We start from the raw sequence: 19,693 nt of genomic DNA on the forward strand, positions 1-19,693 counted from the left end.
TCGCGGGGGCAGCGAGCGACAACTTCCACCTCGGCTCCGGCTCGGCGGCGATCGACAGCGGAACCGCTAAGTACGGCGTCGGGTCGGTCGATCTCGACGGCCACGCTCGCGTCGTTGGAACTGTCGACATGGGTGCCTACGAATCGGGCTCCAGCTCGACACCGGGAACGCCAACCACGCCAACGCAACCGGGGACGCCAACCACGCCAACGCAACCGGGGACGCCAACCACGCCAACGCAACCGGAAACGCCGACCACGCCGACGAAGGTATTCAACGGCACCAACGGCAACGACATCCTGCCACACACCGGTCAGTCCAACGGCGGCAACGAAACCTTCAAGGGTCTCGGCGGTAGTGACGTGTTGAAGGGCGGCGCCGGCGCGGACGTGCTCGACGGCGGTAATGGTACCGACACGGCCAGCTATGCGGGCTCCGGGGCGGTCAACGTCAATTTGGCGACCAAGGCCGTATCGGGCGGGCAAGCCACCGGTGACAAGATCGTCAGCATTGAAAACTTGACTGGCTCCAGCTACAGCGACGTGCTGACCGGCGGCAATGGCGGCAGCAACGTTCTCAATGGCGGGGCTGGCGCGGACAAACTCAGCGGCGGCGCCGGCGGGGACGTCATCAATGGTGGTGCCGACAACGACACTGCCGGCTATGCGAGCTCCGGCGCGGTCAACGTCAACTTGGCGACTGGGGCCGCAACGGGCGGCCATGCCGCCGGTGACAAGTTCGTCAGCATCGAAAACTTGACTGGCTCAAGCTACAACGACGTGCTGACCGGCAATAGCGGCAGCAACGTTCTCAATGGCGGGGCTGGCGCGGACAAGCTGACCGGCGGGCTCGGCAACGACAAGCTGTTCGGAAAAGCCGGCGCAGACATGCTGACCGGCAGCGGCGGCGGCGATACCTTCGTCTTCGATGTGAAGCCCAGCAATACGAGCGTCGACAAGATCCGGGATTTTTCCTCTGCGGCGGGCGACAAGCTGATGCTCGATCATTCGGTTTTCGACACGCTCAGCCTATCCAAATTTTCGGATGAGAATTTCGTTCTGGGAACGAAAGCGCTCGAGGCCGATGATAAGCTGATCTACGATAAGGCCAGCGGCTATCTATCCTATGACGCGGATGGAAGTGCAGCGGGCGCGGCCGTCCATGTCGCGGATCTCGATAATTCCGCAGCACTTCACTTCAAAGATTTCCTGCTTGTCTAACCGGCTCGGCCCGTCGCCTTTCAGGCGGCGGGCCTACAGCGTCACGGGCAGTCATGTCTCCTCCTCTTGCCCGCACGAAAAACCCGGCCACATTCTCCGTTGAAGCCACTCAGGCCGCAACGGAGAAGCCTTTGCCCTGGATCGCCTAGATTGCCCATTTCATCGCCGCGGCATTTCTGACCAACGGCATTCCACATTTCGTCACCGGCAGGAAGTTCTGCATCCCCTTCGCGCAAGGGCCAAAGCTCGGCTCACCGACGGCGAATGTCGTCTGGGCCTGGGCGAATTTCCTCATCGCCTTCCCAAGCCGCTCGGGCAGATCTCGCCAGTGACTACCGGAACGCCCCGGGAACACCGCTCGTCGTATCGCCCTTTCGTTACTCGGGCGGCGCGACTACGCTTTCGGTGTCCGCCCCAGCCTTCTGAAGATCCTGTAAACTGCCAAATTCTCCCGAAGGCATGATCCCGGGATGTATTCGGAAGCTCTTGTCGTTCAAATTGCCGGTGTAGCGGTTATTCGCGAACTGCACGTATCCAGGCCCATGGTCAGGAGCGTAGACATAGGCTGCAAGCCCGTTGCTACTGCCGATCGACACGATATTGCTCTCGATACGATTGGGACGTGCCCATGGCGGACGCCAACCCCTGCCCGTACCGTCATCAACGCGAAAAGCCGCGCCCGATCCGTGCGTGATGACGTTTCCCGTCACCAAGTTGCTCCAGCCGCCGTTGATGCCGATCGCCGATACGTTGTCCGAAAGAGTATTTCCTTCGATGCGCACCCCGCTGGCCTTGCCATCGGTGTAGATCGCCCAACTGATAGGGGTCGGCCATTCGTTGATATTTTCATATCCGGGAGGCCAAAACGTCCCATCGGCCCTGTTCATGAGTTGACCTGTCCCGGTGACCAGATTGTAGCGGATGCTGCTGTTCAGGAGGTCTGCCTGCTCGCCCATCAGCTTGATGGCACCGCCATCTGCCGTCTGCTGATTGGCATTGCGGATTTCGTTATGTTCGATGACTGCGTCGTGGACTGCGTCTTGTGCTCCCCACAGTGAGCCGCCGGCGATACCGAACTGCGCAGTATTCTCGACCAGGTTATGAGCGATCCTGATACTGTCGGTCGCCTGGAACCATATCCCCGCGGTTTCAAAGTAAACCCTTCCGATGTCATGAATATGGTTCGACAGGATTATGGCACCGTCGGATTTGCCGAAGCTGCCATAGGTCGTGCCAACGTAAATCCCGTTGCCAGCCACATCTCCAATCACGTTGCCGGCAATCAAGACATCTTTGCTCTCGGAAACATGGATGCCGACGCCGACATTGTCGATGGAGTTGCCGAGCAGCCGAACACCGTCCGAGTGATCGAGCCGTATGGCCCCAAAGCTTCTGGTATCGGTACCGAACTTGCCGCTGCCCCGCGGATCCCCATCCCGAAACCGGAGCCCCGATACAACCATCCCGTCGGCTCCATCCAGCCTGAAGAAGGTCGGCAGGATGCCGGCCACAGCCGTAGAACTGGTTGGTAGTCCATCGGTCGGGATATAATCGAGTTGACCTTTGGTGCGGTCGTACCACCACTCCCCGGGCGCATCGAGCAGTGCCGCCGCCCCGGTCAAAAAATAGCGGCTGCCTTCTGCGGTGAAGAAATAGCCGGTGCCTTGGGTATTTATCGCCCGGTTCGCGGTGTCGATTGAAACCACTGGGAGGGTGTCACTGCCCCACTGGCTGCCGGGGTGAAAACCACCGACGATGTGGGCGACAAGGCCTGCTGCATTTTTTGAGATCGGAAGATCGCCGGCATGGAAACAAAAGCGCGTGTTACCATGCCATAGATCGTCGTCCTGCGTGCACTTAGCCGCGAAAAGCCATCCTTTGCGCGGGTCTCCATCGAGTGGAGCGTTGGGAAAGCGAGCCTGCGTCTGGCGCGCGCCGCTGACGAAAAGATCGCCCACATCCCGGCCCGCAGGCAGCTTCAGTGACGCCTTCCAGCGACCATCGGCCTGCGCCGTCCAATTGCGCACAATCGGGCCGCCGTGCAGAACCGGCGCCTCGTTGCATCTCGCCGCGATGATCAGGCCCGCATCGCGAGCATCGAAGACTATCGGTTCAGCGAGATAGTAATCCCCATTGCCCATTGCGATCGTATTCTGGCCGCCCTTCTGGCGCGCAGCATCCCGCGCTCTTTCAATACTGGCAAAAGGACCGTCTGTACGCCGAGAATTTGCTTTAGGAAGGTGCCCGCTCCAGGTGTCTTTGCCATCGGGAGAGACATAGAATACTGCCCGGGCCGCGGATACTCCGGTCAATATATTGCTCAGCGAAGTCCCCTTCAGCTTGTCCGAAAAGGTCGCCGGCGAGGCTTCCGCGCAGGTTGCCTCCCTGACCGCCGTCTGCAGCCTGTCGGGCGCATCTGCGTCCGGGCTCACCGAGGCCAGCTTGCTCGGCTGCGGAAAGAGCATCGCAAGCAAAATGCTCAAGATCGGTGCGAAGCGCAGCCTCATGAGATTTGCAGCTCCGCCGTTGGGCTGCGGGCCGGTGCTCGCAGTTGCCGGCCGGGGGCCGTCGAAACAACAACAGGCTTGTATAGAGAGAACATGATGATGGCCGTTGTGAACAGAATGAAGATCGCGTCATTCTGGATCAGGAAGATTGTCTCGGTCAGGTTCATCACCAAAATCACAACCGTGAAGACGTTCAACCAGAGCCAGCCATAACGCGGGTCCCCGCATTGGAGGGCCGCCCCTTGGCGGAGTGCCTGCAAAAGCATCAGAACGAACAAAGTCATTCCGCTTATTCCGAAGCTCAGCAGCGTATCGCGGAATCCATTATGGGCGTGGGGAGCCATCCATTGGATCTTTGACCAGATAATCCAGGCTTCGGGATTCGCCTCTGTCCAAAACGCTTGGTAGCCGAAGCCGAGCAGCAGATGATCGGCGATCTGACCATCGACCAACTCCCACAAGGGTACTCGGCCCGTCAAAGTGGCATCCTTGCCAAGCGCCTCAAGGAATGGGACCAGGAATTCGTGAAGCAAAAGGAGGATTCCCACGAACATTTGAACAAAAAACAGGATGAAGACGATGCGACCGATGCCACGGATCCGCTGCAACATGGAGTAGAACCCGATCAGGCAATATGCCGATACCGTTGCAATTGTCGCGGTCATCGATCCGGAAAGGAAGAGACAAGCCCCGCCCGCCATCAGCAAGATCAAAGCGCTTCGCCGCAAGCCTCGATTGCCGTCCATTATTACGGCTGTCGACACGAGTATCATCATGCCGGCGTACCAACCAAGGCTGTTCTTGTGGATGAATATGCCGCGCACCGCGCTGTCCGTGGGCATGCGAGCGAGCCCCGGCGACACCACAAGAAGCAACAGGCTGAGGACGATACATGTTCCGAAGGTGGCAAATGCGATGAGAAGCAACTGCCTCGGCGTAAAGCGTATCGCCAACACATAAGCCAGAAGTACGGTGAAGAGCAGGCCGATGGCACGCCTGAAAGTCGTCGACGGGCCAACCGACCAGAAGACAGACACGAAGGGCATGGCGACCATCAGCGGGACAAACCAATTTCGCTTAAGCGCTGTGATGAATTGCGGAAAATTTCGTGCCAGCATCAGCAATGTAAACCCGTATACGGGTAAACAAAGCAGACGCAATATAGACTTGGCATGACCGCTAAGGCCTCCGTCGGCATCCGCCAGCATGAGCGGGAAAAGCGCGCTTGTCTGAAGAAAAAGGCATAGGCCGGCGCCCCAGCACTCTATCGCTCGCCAACTGACAGTCGGCCCATTCGCTATTCTAAGCGTATACGCTCTCATTACCGGTCCCGACTTGCTTAGACGGAGAGGCTGTTGATCGCGGCAATTTGGAAAGACATGGGTCCCCTTTCATAGCTGCGCTGCCTGCCAACCAACAATCATCCCGCCACATCCCCAGTCAACCAACGCAAACGAAGGCAGGGCTAAGCCTAACGCGCATACCCACCATCCAAGGACGGTGTTTGGTTTAAGCTTACGGTCTACCCCTCCCCCAAAAGTTGGTGCTGGGGCCTACGACATTGCCCATAAGAGGAGATGTCACCCGTGACCAATCACCGGTAGCTTGACGATCAAAGCATACCGCGAAGCACGTCGCGCTGAGCCGCAGTTTCCGGTGAAGTGAGGCAATAATTCTGGCGCAGCCGGCTGTTGGCAGGTGACGCTTAGAAGGGTTGGGATTGCAATGGTTCTGCGTCATGGTCCTGGTTTTGTACGTTATATAACGGGAGCGTCACGCGTTGCGGCGTTGTCGGCGGTGACCCTACCGGCTCAAGGCGAAATCCTGATCGAGCAGAACTCCTTCCATCAATTCGCGCTGCCAAACGCGGGAGCGTTCGCAACTCTGGCGCACCGACGTGTCGCCCAGCGACGCGCTTGAGGGGTGTCATGGAGCGGCCTACAATCAGCGTCCTTATCAATAACTACAACTACGGTCGCTTCGTTGCCCGGGCAATTGACAGCGCCTTGAGCCAACAGGCGTCCAATGTCGAGATAATCGTCGTCGACGACGGCTCGAGCGACCAATCGCGCTCTGTTCTCGACGGCTATGACAAGCGGGTGACGGTGCTTTTCCAGGAGAACCAGGGACAGGCCGCCGCCATAAATGCTGCTGTGAAGTTAAGCAGTGGCGACATCCTCTGTTTTCTCGATGCCGATGACTGGTGGGCGCCAGGCAAGCTGTCGGCAACAGCCGCTGCTTTCCACTCCAATCCTCAGGCATCGCTTGTTTATCACCGACTTCAGCCAACGCAGACCGATGGCTCACCAGCCTTCAAGCCAATCCCTCGGACCTTGTGTTCAGGAAATTTGCCGCCACGGCTCGCCAGATCGGCTGGTTGGTGGCCCTTCCCGATGACATCAGCCGTCGCTGTAAGACGTAGCGCGTGGGATGCTGCAGGGGATATTCCCGAGCAGTTCCGCATGTCTGCCGATGCCTGGCTCACAGGCATCTATCCATTTCTGGGGAGCGTTGTCGCCTTGTCGGATCCACTCGGGTTCTATCGGATTCACAGCAATAATTGGTATCGGCCAGTCGATGACGCCGCCATGCTGCGCAGGCGGATGGCCCATTGGCAAGCTACCGTTGAAGCGACGAACCGGTTTCTTTCCGCGCACGATCTGGCGGGAAGGCTGCGTCTGACTGATCACTATCCGTACCGGGTGGCCTCAGCCAGGCTGCAGGGCGCCGATACACGCACCCGGTTCAGCCTTGCTGTGGAAGGGCTCTTTTTCGCCGGAGAACCAAACTTGCTGAGGCGGACGCGTGATGCATTGCGCACAGCCTACGACTTGCCTCGACTTGGTCAGGATGTCGGCGTGTCGGAGTCAGCGGGATGAAGGCGCTGCTGCTGGTTTCCGAACTGGAAGACTACACCATCTCCTTCGCCAGCGGCGTTGCGCGACATGCGCACGTCGTCCTAGCGGTTCCGCGCCGGCGCTACGCACACCTTGCTTCATGGATCGATCCGGCTGTCGATCTGCATCTCATGGACTGGCCAAGGCACCGCTCGCTCTCCAATCCCTGGTTCCTGCACCAACTCACACGTCTTATCCGGCAGGAGCGGCCGAACGTCATTCACCTTCTGAGCAACTCGACGCTCTGGTTGAACTTTGCCGCGCCGTTCTGGCGCCCGATCCCGATCGTGACCACCGTCCATGACGTGGAAGTGCATCCCGGCGATTCCGACACCCGCACGCTGCCAGCCTGGGCTCCTCAATTGATGGTGCGGCAATCGGGTCATGTCGTCGTCCATGGCGAAGGGCTGAAACGAATGGTCCTCGAGCGATATTCAAAATCGCCTGATTGTGTCCATGTCCTGTCGCATCCCGCCATTCATCGCTACGCGGAACTCGCTCGGCGGCACAAGATGGCGCGGCGCGGCGCAGATGGAACTTTGCGCGTTCTGCTTTTCGGACGGATTTTTGCTTACAAGGGATTGGAGCATCTGATCCGTGCCGAGGCGATGCTCAAGGACCTGCTCCCCAATCTACGCATCACGGTGGCAGGCCGCGGCGATGATCCGTGGATCTTCCAGCCCCTTATGGGGGACGCCGTCCGCTATGATATTCGCAACCGCTTTATCGAGGATATGGAGGTCGCCCAGCTCTTTCTGGATGCCGACATCGTTGTCCTTCCCTATACGGAAGCCTCTCAAAGCGGCGTCCTCAATCTTGCCGCGGCATTTGGCAAACCGGTTATCGTGACTGATGTCGGCGAATTGCGAGCCACCGTTCTGCCAAACGGACTGGGAATGGTGGTTCCACCCGGGGATGTGGAACAGCTCGCGATAGCCATACGGACACTGGCGGAAAACAGCGAGCTCAGAAGCAGCTTCGGGATCAACGCGCTCGCATGGGCTACAGGTCCGAATTCGCCTCAACAGGTCGGAGCACAGGCTGCGGCCGTTTATCGTAAGGTGGTCGGGGCATGCTAATGAACGCGCTCACGGATGGGAATCGGGTAGCGACGCGGAACGCAGCAGCAACCGTCCGCCACTACGTCCCGGGTGGTTGCGAAAACGGTGGCGGAATTGGCAGGCTCGTCGGCTATATATCGAACACGGCGAAGGAGGCCGGCGAAACACACCTCGTCACCGACACCAGAGGGCCTCGGTGGTCCTCTGTTGCGTCGCCTGTGCGCCTGCTCGGCGCCGTCTTGATGATGGCGAAGGACCGGATAATTGCTCCGACACGCATTCACCATATTCATGTCGCGGGTCGCGGCAGCACCGCAAGAAAACTGATCCTGACCGAGGCTGCCCGTCTCCTCGGATGCTCTCACATATTGCACCTGCACGACTACGACTACGCGAGCGACTTTGCCGCACGCTCGCCACGTCAACAGATGCTTGTACGCCGGATGTTCCAACATGCTGACCAGGTCGTGGCACTGGGCCAGCGCGACCGCATGACGCTAACGACGCTTCTCGGCGTGGAAGAGCGCCGCGTAGTCGTCATCCGCAATTGTGTTCCCGACCCCGGGCCGCGCAATGTTCATGTCGGCGAGATGCCGTTGATCATATTTCTCGGCCGGCTGAGCGAACGCAAAGGCGTTCAGGAGCTTCTGCTTGCCTTAAGTCATCCGATCATGAAAGAGCTCCGGTGGCGAGCCGTGCTGGCAGGCGACGGACCTGTGGAAGACTACCGGCGCCAGGCTGCCGCCATGGGACTTTCAGATCTGGTGAAAATGCCGGGCTGGCTTGGCGCCGACGAGGCCCAAGCCTTGTGTACACGGGCAGATATCCTGGTCTTACCTTCGCATGCCGAGGGCTTGGCAATGGCTGTGGTCGAAGGGCTTGCCCATGGGCTCGCCGTCGTCACCACGCGCGTCGGCGCGCATGGCGAAGTCATCTCCGACGGTGAAACCGGCGTCTTCGTACCTGTCGGAGACAAGGATGCCCTGGCTGCGGCGCTGGCTAAGCTCGTCACCGACCCGGAAGTCCGAAACTATCTGTCGGCCAAGGCCCGCGCTCATTATCTCAACAATTTCAGTATGAAGGCTTACATGCGATCGCTGGACAAACTCTACGACGCGATCTCCGCGCAACCTCAAACAACGGCTGGTGAACGATGACTATTTCGACTGTGCCGCCAGACCGCAACTCCTCGCTCTCATCGATGCGCTACGATCCCCGGCTTCAGGTGGAGACTCGTTCGGACGACCTTGATCTGACTTCAGGCTTGCGCCTTATCCGGCGGCGGATGGCCATGATAATGGCCATCATCATGCTCCTTATGGTGGTTGCCGCAACCGTGATTTCGGGATTGAAGCCGACTTATCATGCCGAGTCCCGGCTGATCATCCACACGCCTCTGGCGACAAAGCTCGGCACCGACGAGTCCGGCCGCAACGATCCGCTGGACGCCACATCCGAGACCGAGCGGCTTCTTTCCAGAAGCATCGCAGAGCGGGTGATCCGCGACCTGCGGCTCAATGAATGGCCGGAATTCAATCCGGCGCTGCAAGAAATCTCGCCTATCGACAAGATCCGATCAATGCTGCGCGGTTGGGTCGATAGTGAAAAACCGTCCTTGCCGATACGGGACAGCATCGAGCCGATAATCCCGAAGTACTACAAGGCCCTCCGCGTTTGGCGCGATGGCCAAGGTGATGTCATTCAGATCGGTTTCGATGCGAGCGACCCCGAACTGGCCGCCTCGGTCCCGAACCGGCTCATCAGCATCTACCTCGAAGAGCGGAAGGACAGTCTGCGCGGTCGAGTGGACGCAGCAGAAGAATGGCTTCTGCTGCGCATCGACGAACAGATGGGGCGCGCCAAGGCAGCACGCGATGCCGCCGACATGTACCAGAAAACTACCGACGTTGCCTCAAATGACGACGATCAGGTTGAACAGATCAAGTCGATAATGGAGCTGGGCGAGCGGCGGACAAAAATTGAACAAAGCCGCGCTGAAGCGAGAGCAACGATATCCGCACTCGAAGCGGCCGACGACCCCTCGCTCGTCCTGCAGAATATGGTCATTCCCGACAGCATCGTTGCAATGCAACGCGAGCTTCGTGCGCTGGAGCAAGATCTCGAGCGCCTTCTTGAGACATATGGCAACACGGCCGAAGCCGTGGTCGACGCGCGCGCCAAGATCCTTAAATCCCGCACCGATCTCAGCCTTGCAACCGATCGATATCTCCAATCGATACACGCCAAGCTTGCGGCGCTCGATCATGAGGACGACGCAGTCCGGTCGGCATTGGCGGCCGCTCATGAGAAACGCACTCGCTCTGCCCTGGCGCAAACCGAGTTGGCCCGACTCCAGCGCATGGCTGACAAAGAGCAAACGGCGCTGGACAAGCTCGAGGAGCAGCGCCGTGGCCTGGCTGCGCAAGCCATGTTGCCGGGCGCGGAACTGGAAGTCTTGTCACCGGCAGCGGTGCCGCTTGCGCCGCAGGGACGCGGGCGGCTTTTCTATTTGATCGGCGCCCTTTTGGCTTCGATATCGATCGCGGTGACGGCCGCTTTCGTGGTCGAGATGTTGGACAACTCAGTCCGCAGCTTCGACCAGATGGCCGGAATGTCGCGCATCGTACCCGCCGGATTCATCCCGCACCTGAAACGGAGAGACCGGAGAGATCCGTCGATGCTCTTCGGGAGCATCCAAGACGGGATGTTTGACGAAGCAATTCGCTCCGTCATGACTTCGCTCAAACAATCCAACGGCGGAAAGTTGCCCAACAGTATCGTTGTGACGTCGGCTCATAGCGGAGAGGGCAAGTCGCTCGTCGCCAGATCCCTGGCAATCGATCTCGCCGCCAACGGAATTCCGGTGCTGCTTGTCGATGGCGACCTCAGACTCGGAAATCTCGACTCGTTTTTCAAATCAGAGCTAAAGCAGGGGTTGAACGAATTCCTGTGTGGACAGGCCGGAATGCGGGACATCATCCATCACCATCCAAGCGGCATCGACTTCATCCCGGCTGGCAATGCCAGTCTCCATCGGCGCGTTCGTTTGGCTGATGCGGCGGACATCGTCGCGATGGCCGCCTCACTCGGCCAAATTGTCATCTTCGACAGCGCGCCTGTGCTCGCCTCAGCCGATACGATGCATCTGACAGCGTTAGCAGAACGAACGCTGGTGGTCGTAAAATGGGGAAAGACGAGCCGTCGCGCCCTAGAATTTTGCCTACATCAGCTGAAGACCGCGCGCAACGCAGAGATTGCCGTTGCCATAAATAACGTCAATCCGAACAAACACGCCATGTACAACTTCAGCGATTCAGAACTGTTTGTGAGCTCATTGAGGAAGTACCACGAGTTCACATGAGTTCGAACAGCGTGTCCGCCTGATTCCGTCGAAATAAATTACGGAGACCGCAGTGAAAAATGAAAATAAAGTCGCGCTGGTTACGGGTATAACAGGTCAGGACGGTGCGTATTTGGCCGAATTGCTCCTGGAGAAGGGCTATATTGTTCACGGCCTCAAGCGACGCTCATCGTCCTTCAACACGAGTCGCATCGAGCATCTATACGAGGATCCCCATGTCGAAAATCCTCGCTTTATTTTGCATTACGGGGACATGACCGATTCAACGAACCTCATCCGCGTCGTTCAGGAAACGCAGCCGGACGAGATCTATAATCTCGCCGCACAGAGCCACGTTCAAGTCTCTTTCGAGACGCCGGAATATACGGCTAACGCCGATGGAACCGGCACCCTTCGGCTCCTTGAAGCCATTCGCCTCCTGGGGCTGACCAAGAAGACCCGGTTCTATCAAGCGTCCACCTCAGAGCTCTACGGCAAAGTCCAGGAAGTCCCGCAGAGCGAAACGACACCTTTCTACCCTCGATCACCCTACGCGGCGGCCAAGCTCTACGCCTATTGGATTGTGGTCAATTATCGCGAGGCATATGGCATGCACGCCTCGAACGGCATTTTGTTCAATCATGAAAGCCCGATCCGCGGCGAAACATTCGTGACACGTAAAATCACCCGGGCGGCGGCGGCGATCCATCTTGGGCTGCAGGAAAGGCTCTATCTCGGCAACTTGGACGCCAAGCGCGACTGGGGACATGCACGAGAATATGTCCGCGGCATGTGGCTGATGCTGCAACAGGACGAACCGGAGGACTATGTCCTTGCGACCGGCGAAACGCACTCGGTTCGTTCCTTTGTCGACAAAGCCTTTGCCAAGGTGGGCATGCCGATTGATTGGCGTGGGAACGGGGTTGAGGAAAAGGGATATGATAAAACATCCGGTCAGTGTGTGGTGGAGATCGATCCAGCTTACTTCCGTCCGACTGAAGTTGATCTTCTGATCGGCGATCCGACCAAGGCGCACACGAAGCTTGGCTGGAAACATGAAACCAATCTTGATCAGCTGATTGCGGAGATGGTTCGCGAAGATCTGAAACTCATGGCACGAAATGTTCCGTCGGTCGGTGTCACCAAAGGTTTTGCCTATGCCTGAGGTGATCTACAGCCTTGCCGGAAAGAGGGTCTATGTCGCGGGCCACCGCGGCATGGTGGGCTCTGCGATCGTGCGACGTCTCGCTTCCGAAGGCTGCGAGATTTTGACGGCCACCCGCGCCGAGGTCGATCTCAGACGGCAGGACCAGGTGGAGGCTTGGATGAGTAAGCATCGTCCCGACGCTGTCTTCCTGGCTGCGGCGAGGGTCGGCGGTATTCTCGCGAACGATACCTATCCGGCCGACTTCCTTTACGACAACTTGATTCTCCAAGCGAACGTCATCCACGCCGCCCATAGAACTCACGTCGAAAAACTGATGTTTCTGGGCTCGTCCTGCATCTATCCGAAATTCGCCGATCAGCCGATCGTTGAGGACTCACTGCTGACCGGATCGCTTGAGCCCACGAATGAATGGTATGCGATCGCCAAAATTGCCGGATTAAAGCTCTGCCAAGCCTATCGCAAACAGCACGGTAGAGATTTCATCTCGGCCATGCCTACCAATCTTTATGGTCCAGGCGACAATTTTGACCTCGGGTCAAGCCATGTCATGCCGGCGCTCATACGCAAGACACATGAGGCCAAGGTCAACCGGCAACAAGAGATATGCGTCTGGGGTACCGGCACGCCGCGGCGCGAATTCCTGCATGTTGACGATTGCGCCGACGCCTGCCTCCATCTCATGAAGACCTATTCCGCCGAAAGTCATGTGAACGTAGGTTGTGGCGAAGACATTACCATTCTCGAATTGGCATACCTCGTCTCCAAGATCGTTGGTTTCGAAGGCAAGATCACCCGCGACCTCACCAAGCCAGATGGCACGCCACGTAAACTCCTGAGCGTCGACAAGCTTCGCACTCTGGGCTGGTCTCCTAAGATAGGTCTGAAGGAGGGCATCGCAGATGCCTACCGTTCCTTCCTTGATGGCCACCATCTCGAACGCAGCAACAGAGCTCTGTCCAGTGACTTGATCGGTCAAAGCGACATCAGTTTTGAGAAAGCCAAGACTTCGGCGCACGCGGCCACGCTCTCTACAGTTGCGCATCATCCCTCGCGCATAGGCAATTTGCACGAGGGATAACAGGGTTTTGTCTCGAGGGGCGCATATGCTGGGACGGAGCAAATAATGCAACCTGTAGAAATCAGGATTGCAGCGCTCATTTTCCTAGTAGTCGTGTGGGTGATGATTGTCGTGCGGCAATGGATTTTTTCGCGGTCGAAATGCCGGTTTCGCTTGTCGCGCTATTGCGCAGATAGTCCACATCGGATGGCCCCACGGGGTCTTACCTTCGGCTGGACTGCCGGACGACAATCGCTGCAAGAAAGTCGACAGGCGAAGTGAGGAGCCGGACGGAACCCCGCCTCAGTTGATTGGCGGTTCCGCATCGATGTGACCGGGCGGCAAACCTGGCTGACCGAGCCCGAAGAACGCGCGCGCGGTAACGCAAGCGTCATCCCCTGGGACGCAGGCGCGGCAGACGTCAGGCCGAAGATCGTACACTTGACAGGATGTCTCTGAACCGACGCGACCGACCAGTGCGGAGCAGCGCGCACCGTCGCAACGCATCCCTTGCTGGTTCGCGGCTACGAAATGCGCCGGCAGCAAATCGAGAGCAGCGTCGGTTTCGGTGGAAAATCTGGGCCAGGTTGGCGAAAAGGAGCAGCAGGCTCCGCAGCCTTGGCAATCAAAATCGATCAATGATGTCATGGCCCGCTCCTATCACACAGCCCGCCATGAGCAAAGCCTTCGGCTATGCGCTTAACCTGGAGCGAGCGCATCCACCTTCATCAGGCTCCTCGAGGGCTCGTTCATGAAGTCGTATCTGTTCAAGTGAATTTGGGATCAATGGATTTTCTTACTTCGACAGTTGCCGTCAGACCGGCAATGAGATGCACGATTTACCGCCGCTGTTGAGGATGGGTGGCTGGCGTGCTCCTGCAAGCCAGCCAGCGCACTCGTCGACTTTCCTGACGAGGTGCCGGGAATGCGGCGGCAATTCCAATAGAAGGCGCGACCTGTCATGTGGCCTCGAGAATCATGTTGAGGGGCGTCTGGGCTGCACGCCGGATATGGGTGAAACCGCCTGAGCGGATCACCTCGGTCAATCGCCGCTCTCCCGCTTGCGCACCGAGCGCGAGCCCTGTCTCCTGCGCAAGCGAGGTCGGAACGCAGATCATCGTCGAGGCTGAGTAGTAGAGCCGTCCAACCGGATTGATATTCTCCTCCAGCGTATCTCCGGCCATTGGTTCGACCACCATCCAGACGCCGCCCTCTTTTAACGCCTTTCGGATATGAGCCGCAGCGGCTTTCGGGTCGCCCATGTCGTGCAAGCAGTCGAAGCAGGTGATCAAATCGAAATCTCGGCCGTCAAAGTCCTGCGCCCGGCCGACCTCGAAGTGCAGGTTCGTCAATCCGTGTGCCTGGGCGTGCGCGGACGCAGCGGCAATCGAGCCTGGATGGAAGTCGTAGCCCACAAACCGGGAATTGGGAAACGCCTGCGCCATCAGGATCGTCGATAGCCCGTGCCCACATCCGACATCCGCCACCTTCGCACCCGCTTTCAACTTATCAGTGACACCGTCGAGCGCCGGCAGCCAGTCCTGCACAAGAGCATTGACATAACCCGGGCGGAATAGGCGCGCGACGGCACAGAACATGCAGCCAGCCTGATCGCCCCAAGCAACGCCTCGGCCGGTTTTGAAGGCGGACTGAACCTTCGGCTGGTTCTCGACCATCGCAGCAGCGGTATCGAAAGCGCCGATCAGATTGACCGGGCTGTCCGGCTCGGCAAACACGAAGGCCTGCTCGGGCGTCAGCGAGAACAATCCTCGCTCATGGTGCACATAACCTGAGGCAGCCTGTGCCGCCAGCCACTCGCGCACATAGCGAGGTGCGCATCCCGAGGCATCGGCAAGTTCGTCGGCCTTCACCGGCCCGATCTCCTTAAGTTTCCTGTACAGCCCGAGAGCATCTCCGATCCGTACCAGCGGCACGCTGACCGCTCCGCCAAGGTCGTCAAGGACGCGGCCCACCAGTTCATTGAGCGTTGTTTCGTTGATTTCCGTCATCTCGAATTCCTCCCGGTCTTCGGACGGCGTCTTGCCATCCGTGACGCCAAGGATGAAGCTTGCCGTCTCGGCGAGCATGAGGCGGTTGTCCCGCGTCTACGAAGAAATCCGCTCCTTGGAGGGACAGATGTCCCATCGGCATCGGAGGATGTGTCTATCTACCTGTAGAAGCGGGACTATCGGGAGAGCGCGACGACGATCGCTTGCGAGCGGCTATGCACGCCGAGTTTGGTGAAGATCACTGACAGCTGGTTTCGCACCGTCTTTGCACTCTTGCCAAGCCGTTCTGCAATCACGCGGTTGTCTAGCCCCTCCGCGACGAGGTCGAGAAGGGCGGCTTCGGCGGGTGTCAGACCGGCCTCACGAACTGCGCGCGGCTGCACGGCTCGATCCTGTCCGAGGAAGGCGGCAAGTTCGGCTTGAAACAGGTTCCACGCAGGCTCGTCCGGCAAGAGCACATGATTCTTGCTCTCAAGAGGCACGAAGCGCGCGCCCGGAATCGCGGCGGCGAGCTTGCAACCCTGGTCAAACGGCACGCGCATGTCACCGCGGCTGTGTGCGATCAACGTCGGGACGCGCAGCATCGCCGCAAGGTCCAGCACATCGATCCCCTGCATCTGCCAAAGCAGTTGTGCGGCGACGTCGGGCGTTGCCGTTTGCCGCTCGAGATCGCCCCACCAGCGATGCTGTTCAGGCGTGCCGTCCGGGATAAAGAGATTGGTGAAGAACCGGCAAAATGCCGGATTATCGCGTCCCCAGCCGACGCGAACGAAATTGACAAGGGTCTCGGCTTCCAGCCGCTCTGCCTCGGTCTGCGCTCTGGCGCGTGCACCCTGACCGTAGGCGTTCAAAAGCACCAGATGCGATACTCGCTCGGGATACTTGAGGGCGTATGCGATAGCGAGTGCGCCGCCCTGCGAAAGACCGAGGAGGACGAAGCGCGGCTCCTCGATCGACGCCGCCACGGCAGCAAGATCTGCGTGCCACGCTTCCACCGAGAGGTCGCAGACATGCCGGTCCGACAGACCGCAGCCGCGCGGATCGTAGCGCACAAACCGGTTGTGGGCGGACAGCGCCTGGAGCCACGGCCGCCACACCGGGCTTTCAAGATCGTAATCGACATGGCTCAGCCAATGCGCCGCCCGCAGGATCACCTGACCCTGCCCGCAAGACGCCATGGCGATACGGGTGCCGTCCTCGGCGGTAGCGAACCGTATGGTCTGACTGAGTTTCATCGGTCGAGAATATCGCAACCGAAGATCGCATAACAGACCTATCTCCTACAGGATGATTCTCCTGGAAGACAGTTCAGCCTGGGACGCTCGCTATCAAGCCTTTCGATCAGTTTCGCCCGCTTCGGGCCATATGCCCGACCGGCGAACCGGAGACATGGGTAACACTTTTCGCATGTGCGGGAGGTGTTGATGCCGTGGAGAAGACGTCGATGTTGGCCTTTACCGACCACGCGCGGCGACCGGTGCGTATACCAACCAACTGCCTGAGCCCTCCCGCTAGCGCTTGAGCACGAAGCGAAGTCGCCGCGACCTCCGTTGACTGTCGCTGAACTCACGGTCTTGCGGTGAGTGCGAGGAGGCCATCGTAAAGCGCGGTGGCAAGCGGGTCGGCGTCGGGGGCTTCCTGGTGGAGGCGGAAGGTCGTCGCGACAAGTTTACCGCGGCCGAGCCGCTTTTCGATGATGAAGGCAGCGGGTTTGTGAACCCAGCCGATGACGACGCCGGCGTGCACGCGACCTTGGAATTCCCAGGGACGGAGGCCGGCCATCACCTGGTGCGGCGCGACACCCGTGAATGACAGATCGAACAGCGGACCGCCCGGCACATGGGCGAAGACACCATCCCGGCGCAACCAGGAGAAGTTGCCGACCCAATCCCCGCGCCAGATCGATTTGTGACGATTGACGAGATTGTAGCCGGGAAAGCTGAAATATGGCCCGGAAACCATGCCGCCGGCGCCCGGATCGATTTCGATCGACATCGGGCCATCGCGCGGCGGCGCGTCATCGCGCAGACGGCCGGGATCCTTGTCGACGATCTGCAGCACCCGCTGGCCGGAATGGATTGCCTCGACGCGATCGGCATCGATGTCCTTGGTGATGAAGACATCGGCGTCGTGCGGCGACACGCTGACATGGCCAAGGGCCGACAACCGCTCGGCAAGGCCGTCGTCGTTCGAAGCAAAGCGGATGGGCGGGACATCGCGTTTGCGATAGACCGCGAGTGTCTCGGAATTCTGAGACAGCACGCTTCCATCAGGCGCCACGACCCGGAAGCGTGCCTTGCGAATTTCGGACACCGGCACTCCATCTGCAGTCACGCTAATCGGGGCATTGTGAACCTGCATCGGTGCCATGGCCGGCAGCAATATCTCGCCTTTTTCCGCGCCGAACTCCCAGACGAGACGACTACCTTCGGGCAGCGCTGTTCCGCCGCTCGACACTTTAATGTCGAAGCTGGCCGTCTGCCCCTCATAGACGGCGTGACGGGCCGCGCCCGGCGCAATGACGATGTCGGAATTGATGGCCGGCAGCGCTTGGGCGAAGACGCGCGGATTGCGTGCCATGTCCATCAGTCCATTGCCCTCCCAATGGACATCGGTGAGTTCGGTGATGACATAGCCTCCGATCGGCGCGTGCGTTCGGATGACCTCGATCTCGTATTTGAGGTTCATATATTGATACCATTGCACCTTCTCGATGAAACGAGCGAGATCACCAAAAACCTTCTCAAGGGCGAGTTCGCGGAAACGGGCTTCGATGCCCTGGGGCAGTGCCGTGCCATCCGCCCAGGTGGCACCATAGGCCATCCACCAGGGGTCGCGGCCGTTCTTTTCGCGCAGACGGGCAGGATCGGGTAGACCCCAGACGCCGAACTCGGAGAGGACAAGCGGTTCCTTCCTCCTGCGCACCGCTTCCTTTTCGGTTGAGAAGGTCCAGTCGGCATTGCCTGCGAATTCGCGGCAGAGCGTGTCCCATTCCTCGCGCCGATCCACCGCCGTTCGGTAGAAGTGGTAGTCGTTGATGTCGGTCTTGACGTGGACGTTCGGGAAGCAGGCGGAATTGTCGACAACGAGCCGTAGCGGGTCTTCGACGCGCAACCAGTCGACCATGTCGGAAATCCATTGCCGCTGTTTGGCCGCTTCGCGCAGCCGAGTGCCCCAATCTTCATTGATCAGGGTCCAGATCACGATGGAGGGGTGATTGCCGTCACGGGCGAGAATACCTTCCATGGTCGTGCGCAGGCGGTCGGCGGAGGCCGGGGTGAAGGTCTCGATATTTGGAATTTCGCTCCAGATCAGCATGCCCAGCCGGTCGGCGACCTCATAATAGCGCGGGTCCGGCACCTTGATGTGGCAGCGCAGGCAATTCAGGCCCATTGCCTTAGCCTTGCGCAACTGGTCTTCGAGCAGGTCGAGCGAAGGCGGCGCGCCGAAACCATCGGGATAGTAATCCTGATCGAGCGCGGCGCGCAGATAAAACGGCTTGCCGTTCAGATGCAGGAAGCCGTCCTTGGCTTCGAAGCGGCGAAAGCCGAAACTTTCCTGCCGGCTGTCGATCTCGACGCCGTCGGCGCTGAGGATCGTTGTGATCGTATAGAGGTTCGGGCTGTCCGGCGACCATGGCACGACGGCGTCGAGCTGGATCGAATGTTCGAGGGTATGTCCCGTGGCCGGAATGTTTCCGGTAAAGACGGGCATGCCCTGCGGGCCGATGATCTCGATTTTCAGCGAACCTGCAACCATGCTCGCAAAGCTGGCTTTGAGATCGAGCCCGGCTTCCGGCCAAATCGGGTAGAGGCGAAGCGATGAGATGTGAGCGGGATCGCGGGCCTCGATGAGGACGGACTGCCAGATGCCGCCTTGCGGGCCATACCAGCTCTGCTTGCCATGCGGGATCTCCGCAAAATCGACGCCACTCTCGTTGCGATGAGCATCCGGCAGGCAGGCTACGACCTTGACGGTGTTCTCCGCCTTCAACAGAGCGGGTGGGATCACGAATTCAAAAGGAAGATAACCGCCTTCATGACGGCCGATCTCAGTGCCGTTGATGAAGACAGTGGCCAGATCGCTGACAGCACCGAAGCGGATGGCGATTTCCCGAGCCGACCATTCTGCGGGGAGCGTGAAGGTCCTGCGATAGGTTGCCGATCCGAAGCTGACGGCGAGATCCTCGAAACAAGCCTGCCAGTGCGCCGGCACCTTTGCATGCCGCCATGCACGATCGGTCTCGTGGCGGAACTCCCAGGTCCCATCAAGGGAAAACGTTTCGCGGAGCGGCGTGTTCGCTGGGGCGAGCGACTGGGAATAGGCGTTCATCGGTTGTCCTTGGAAGATCGGCTTTTTCGATTGGGGTTCCGGGATACGCACGGCGTGGCGCGTATCCCGGTGGGAGACCAACCCCTCAGGAGGGGTTGGAGG

13 protein-coding genes are annotated in these 19,693 nt (G+C 59.3%); 7 read left to right on the top strand and 6 right to left on the bottom strand.

Translation table 11 applies throughout. The features are described from left to right. Window positions 1-1,220, top strand: a 1,220-nt coding sequence (locus tag B5P46_RS00005) for a calcium-binding protein (protein WP_164986414.1), incomplete at its 5' end; no start/stop codon positions are given. A 377-nt stretch (window positions 1,221-1,597) separates the two neighbouring features. On the opposite strand, the gene B5P46_RS00010 is transcribed toward B5P46_RS00005, so the two are convergent. After that, complete coding sequence (locus B5P46_RS00010; protein WP_129416839.1) at window positions 1,598-3,727, bottom strand: right-handed parallel beta-helix repeat-containing protein; 2,130 nt, start codon at window positions 3,725-3,727, stop codon at window positions 1,598-1,600. Then, window positions 3,724-5,049 (bottom strand): O-antigen ligase family protein, encoded by a 1,326-nt coding sequence (locus B5P46_RS00015; protein WP_129416841.1) that lies wholly within the window; start codon window positions 5,047-5,049, stop codon window positions 3,724-3,726. The genes B5P46_RS00010 and B5P46_RS00015 overlap by 4 nt, the downstream gene beginning before the upstream one ends. 606 nt (window positions 5,050-5,655) lie before the next feature. Here B5P46_RS00015 and B5P46_RS00020 point away from each other — a divergent pair. The 6 genes from B5P46_RS00020 to fcl are packed head-to-tail and all read left to right on the top strand — an operon-like array spanning window position 5,656 to window position 13,271. Continuing rightward, a complete protein-coding gene (locus B5P46_RS00020) occupies window positions 5,656-6,606 on the top strand; it encodes a glycosyltransferase family 2 protein (protein ID WP_129416842.1) in 951 nt (316 codons plus the stop codon). Beyond that, the gene (locus tag B5P46_RS00025) at window positions 6,603-7,703 is read left to right on the top strand and encodes a glycosyltransferase family 4 protein (protein WP_129416844.1); all 1,101 of its coding nucleotides are present in this window, start codon (window positions 6,603-6,605) and stop codon (window positions 7,701-7,703) included. Before B5P46_RS00020 ends, B5P46_RS00025 begins: the two co-directional genes overlap by 4 nt. After that, window positions 7,697-8,842: a glycosyltransferase family 4 protein gene (locus B5P46_RS00030; RefSeq protein ID WP_129416846.1), complete on the top strand. Its 1,146-nt coding sequence runs from the start codon at window positions 7,697-7,699 to the stop codon at window positions 8,840-8,842. The genes B5P46_RS00025 and B5P46_RS00030 overlap by 7 nt, the downstream gene beginning before the upstream one ends. Further along, window positions 8,839-11,046: a GumC family protein gene (locus tag B5P46_RS00035; RefSeq protein ID WP_129416847.1), complete on the top strand. Its 2,208-nt coding sequence runs from the start codon at window positions 8,839-8,841 to the stop codon at window positions 11,044-11,046. The genes B5P46_RS00030 and B5P46_RS00035 overlap by 4 nt, the downstream gene beginning before the upstream one ends. A 52-nt stretch (window positions 11,047-11,098) precedes the next feature. Next, a complete protein-coding gene (gmd, locus tag B5P46_RS00040; RefSeq protein ID WP_129416849.1) occupies window positions 11,099-12,190 on the top strand; it encodes a GDP-mannose 4,6-dehydratase in 1,092 nt (363 codons plus the stop codon). Next, window positions 12,183-13,271: a GDP-L-fucose synthase gene (gene fcl, locus B5P46_RS00045; protein WP_129416850.1), complete on the top strand. Its 1,089-nt coding sequence runs from the start codon at window positions 12,183-12,185 to the stop codon at window positions 13,269-13,271. The genes gmd and fcl overlap by 8 nt, the downstream gene beginning before the upstream one ends. Before the next feature lie 282 nt (window positions 13,272-13,553). Here the strand turns inward: fcl and B5P46_RS00050 are convergent, their stop codons facing one another. From B5P46_RS00050 to B5P46_RS00065, 4 genes are all read right to left on the bottom strand, one after another. Then, window positions 13,554-13,898 carry a YkgJ family cysteine cluster protein gene (locus B5P46_RS00050; protein WP_129416852.1) on the bottom strand — a complete coding sequence of 115 codons (345 nt, stop codon included), beginning with the start codon at window positions 13,896-13,898 and terminating at the stop codon, window positions 13,554-13,556. A 311-nt stretch (window positions 13,899-14,209) separates the two neighbouring features. Next, window positions 14,210-15,259, bottom strand: coding sequence for a class I SAM-dependent methyltransferase (locus tag B5P46_RS00055; RefSeq protein WP_129417122.1), 1,050 nt, complete (start codon window positions 15,257-15,259; stop codon window positions 14,210-14,212). A 176-nt stretch (window positions 15,260-15,435) separates the two neighbouring features. Continuing rightward, window positions 15,436-16,494: an alpha/beta fold hydrolase gene (locus B5P46_RS00060; RefSeq protein WP_129416854.1), complete on the bottom strand. Its 1,059-nt coding sequence runs from the start codon at window positions 16,492-16,494 to the stop codon at window positions 15,436-15,438. Window positions 16,495-16,825: 331 nt separating this feature from the next. Next, on the bottom strand, window positions 16,826-19,591 hold the full coding sequence (locus tag B5P46_RS00065) for a glycoside hydrolase family 2 protein (protein ID WP_129416855.1): 2,766 nt from the start codon (window positions 19,589-19,591) through the stop codon (window positions 16,826-16,828). Between the last annotated feature and the right edge of the window lie 102 nt (window positions 19,592-19,693).

The sequence above is a fragment of the Rhizobium leguminosarum genome (assembly GCF_004123835.1).
Classification (GTDB): Bacteria; Pseudomonadota; Alphaproteobacteria; order Rhizobiales; family Rhizobiaceae; genus Rhizobium; species Rhizobium leguminosarum_M.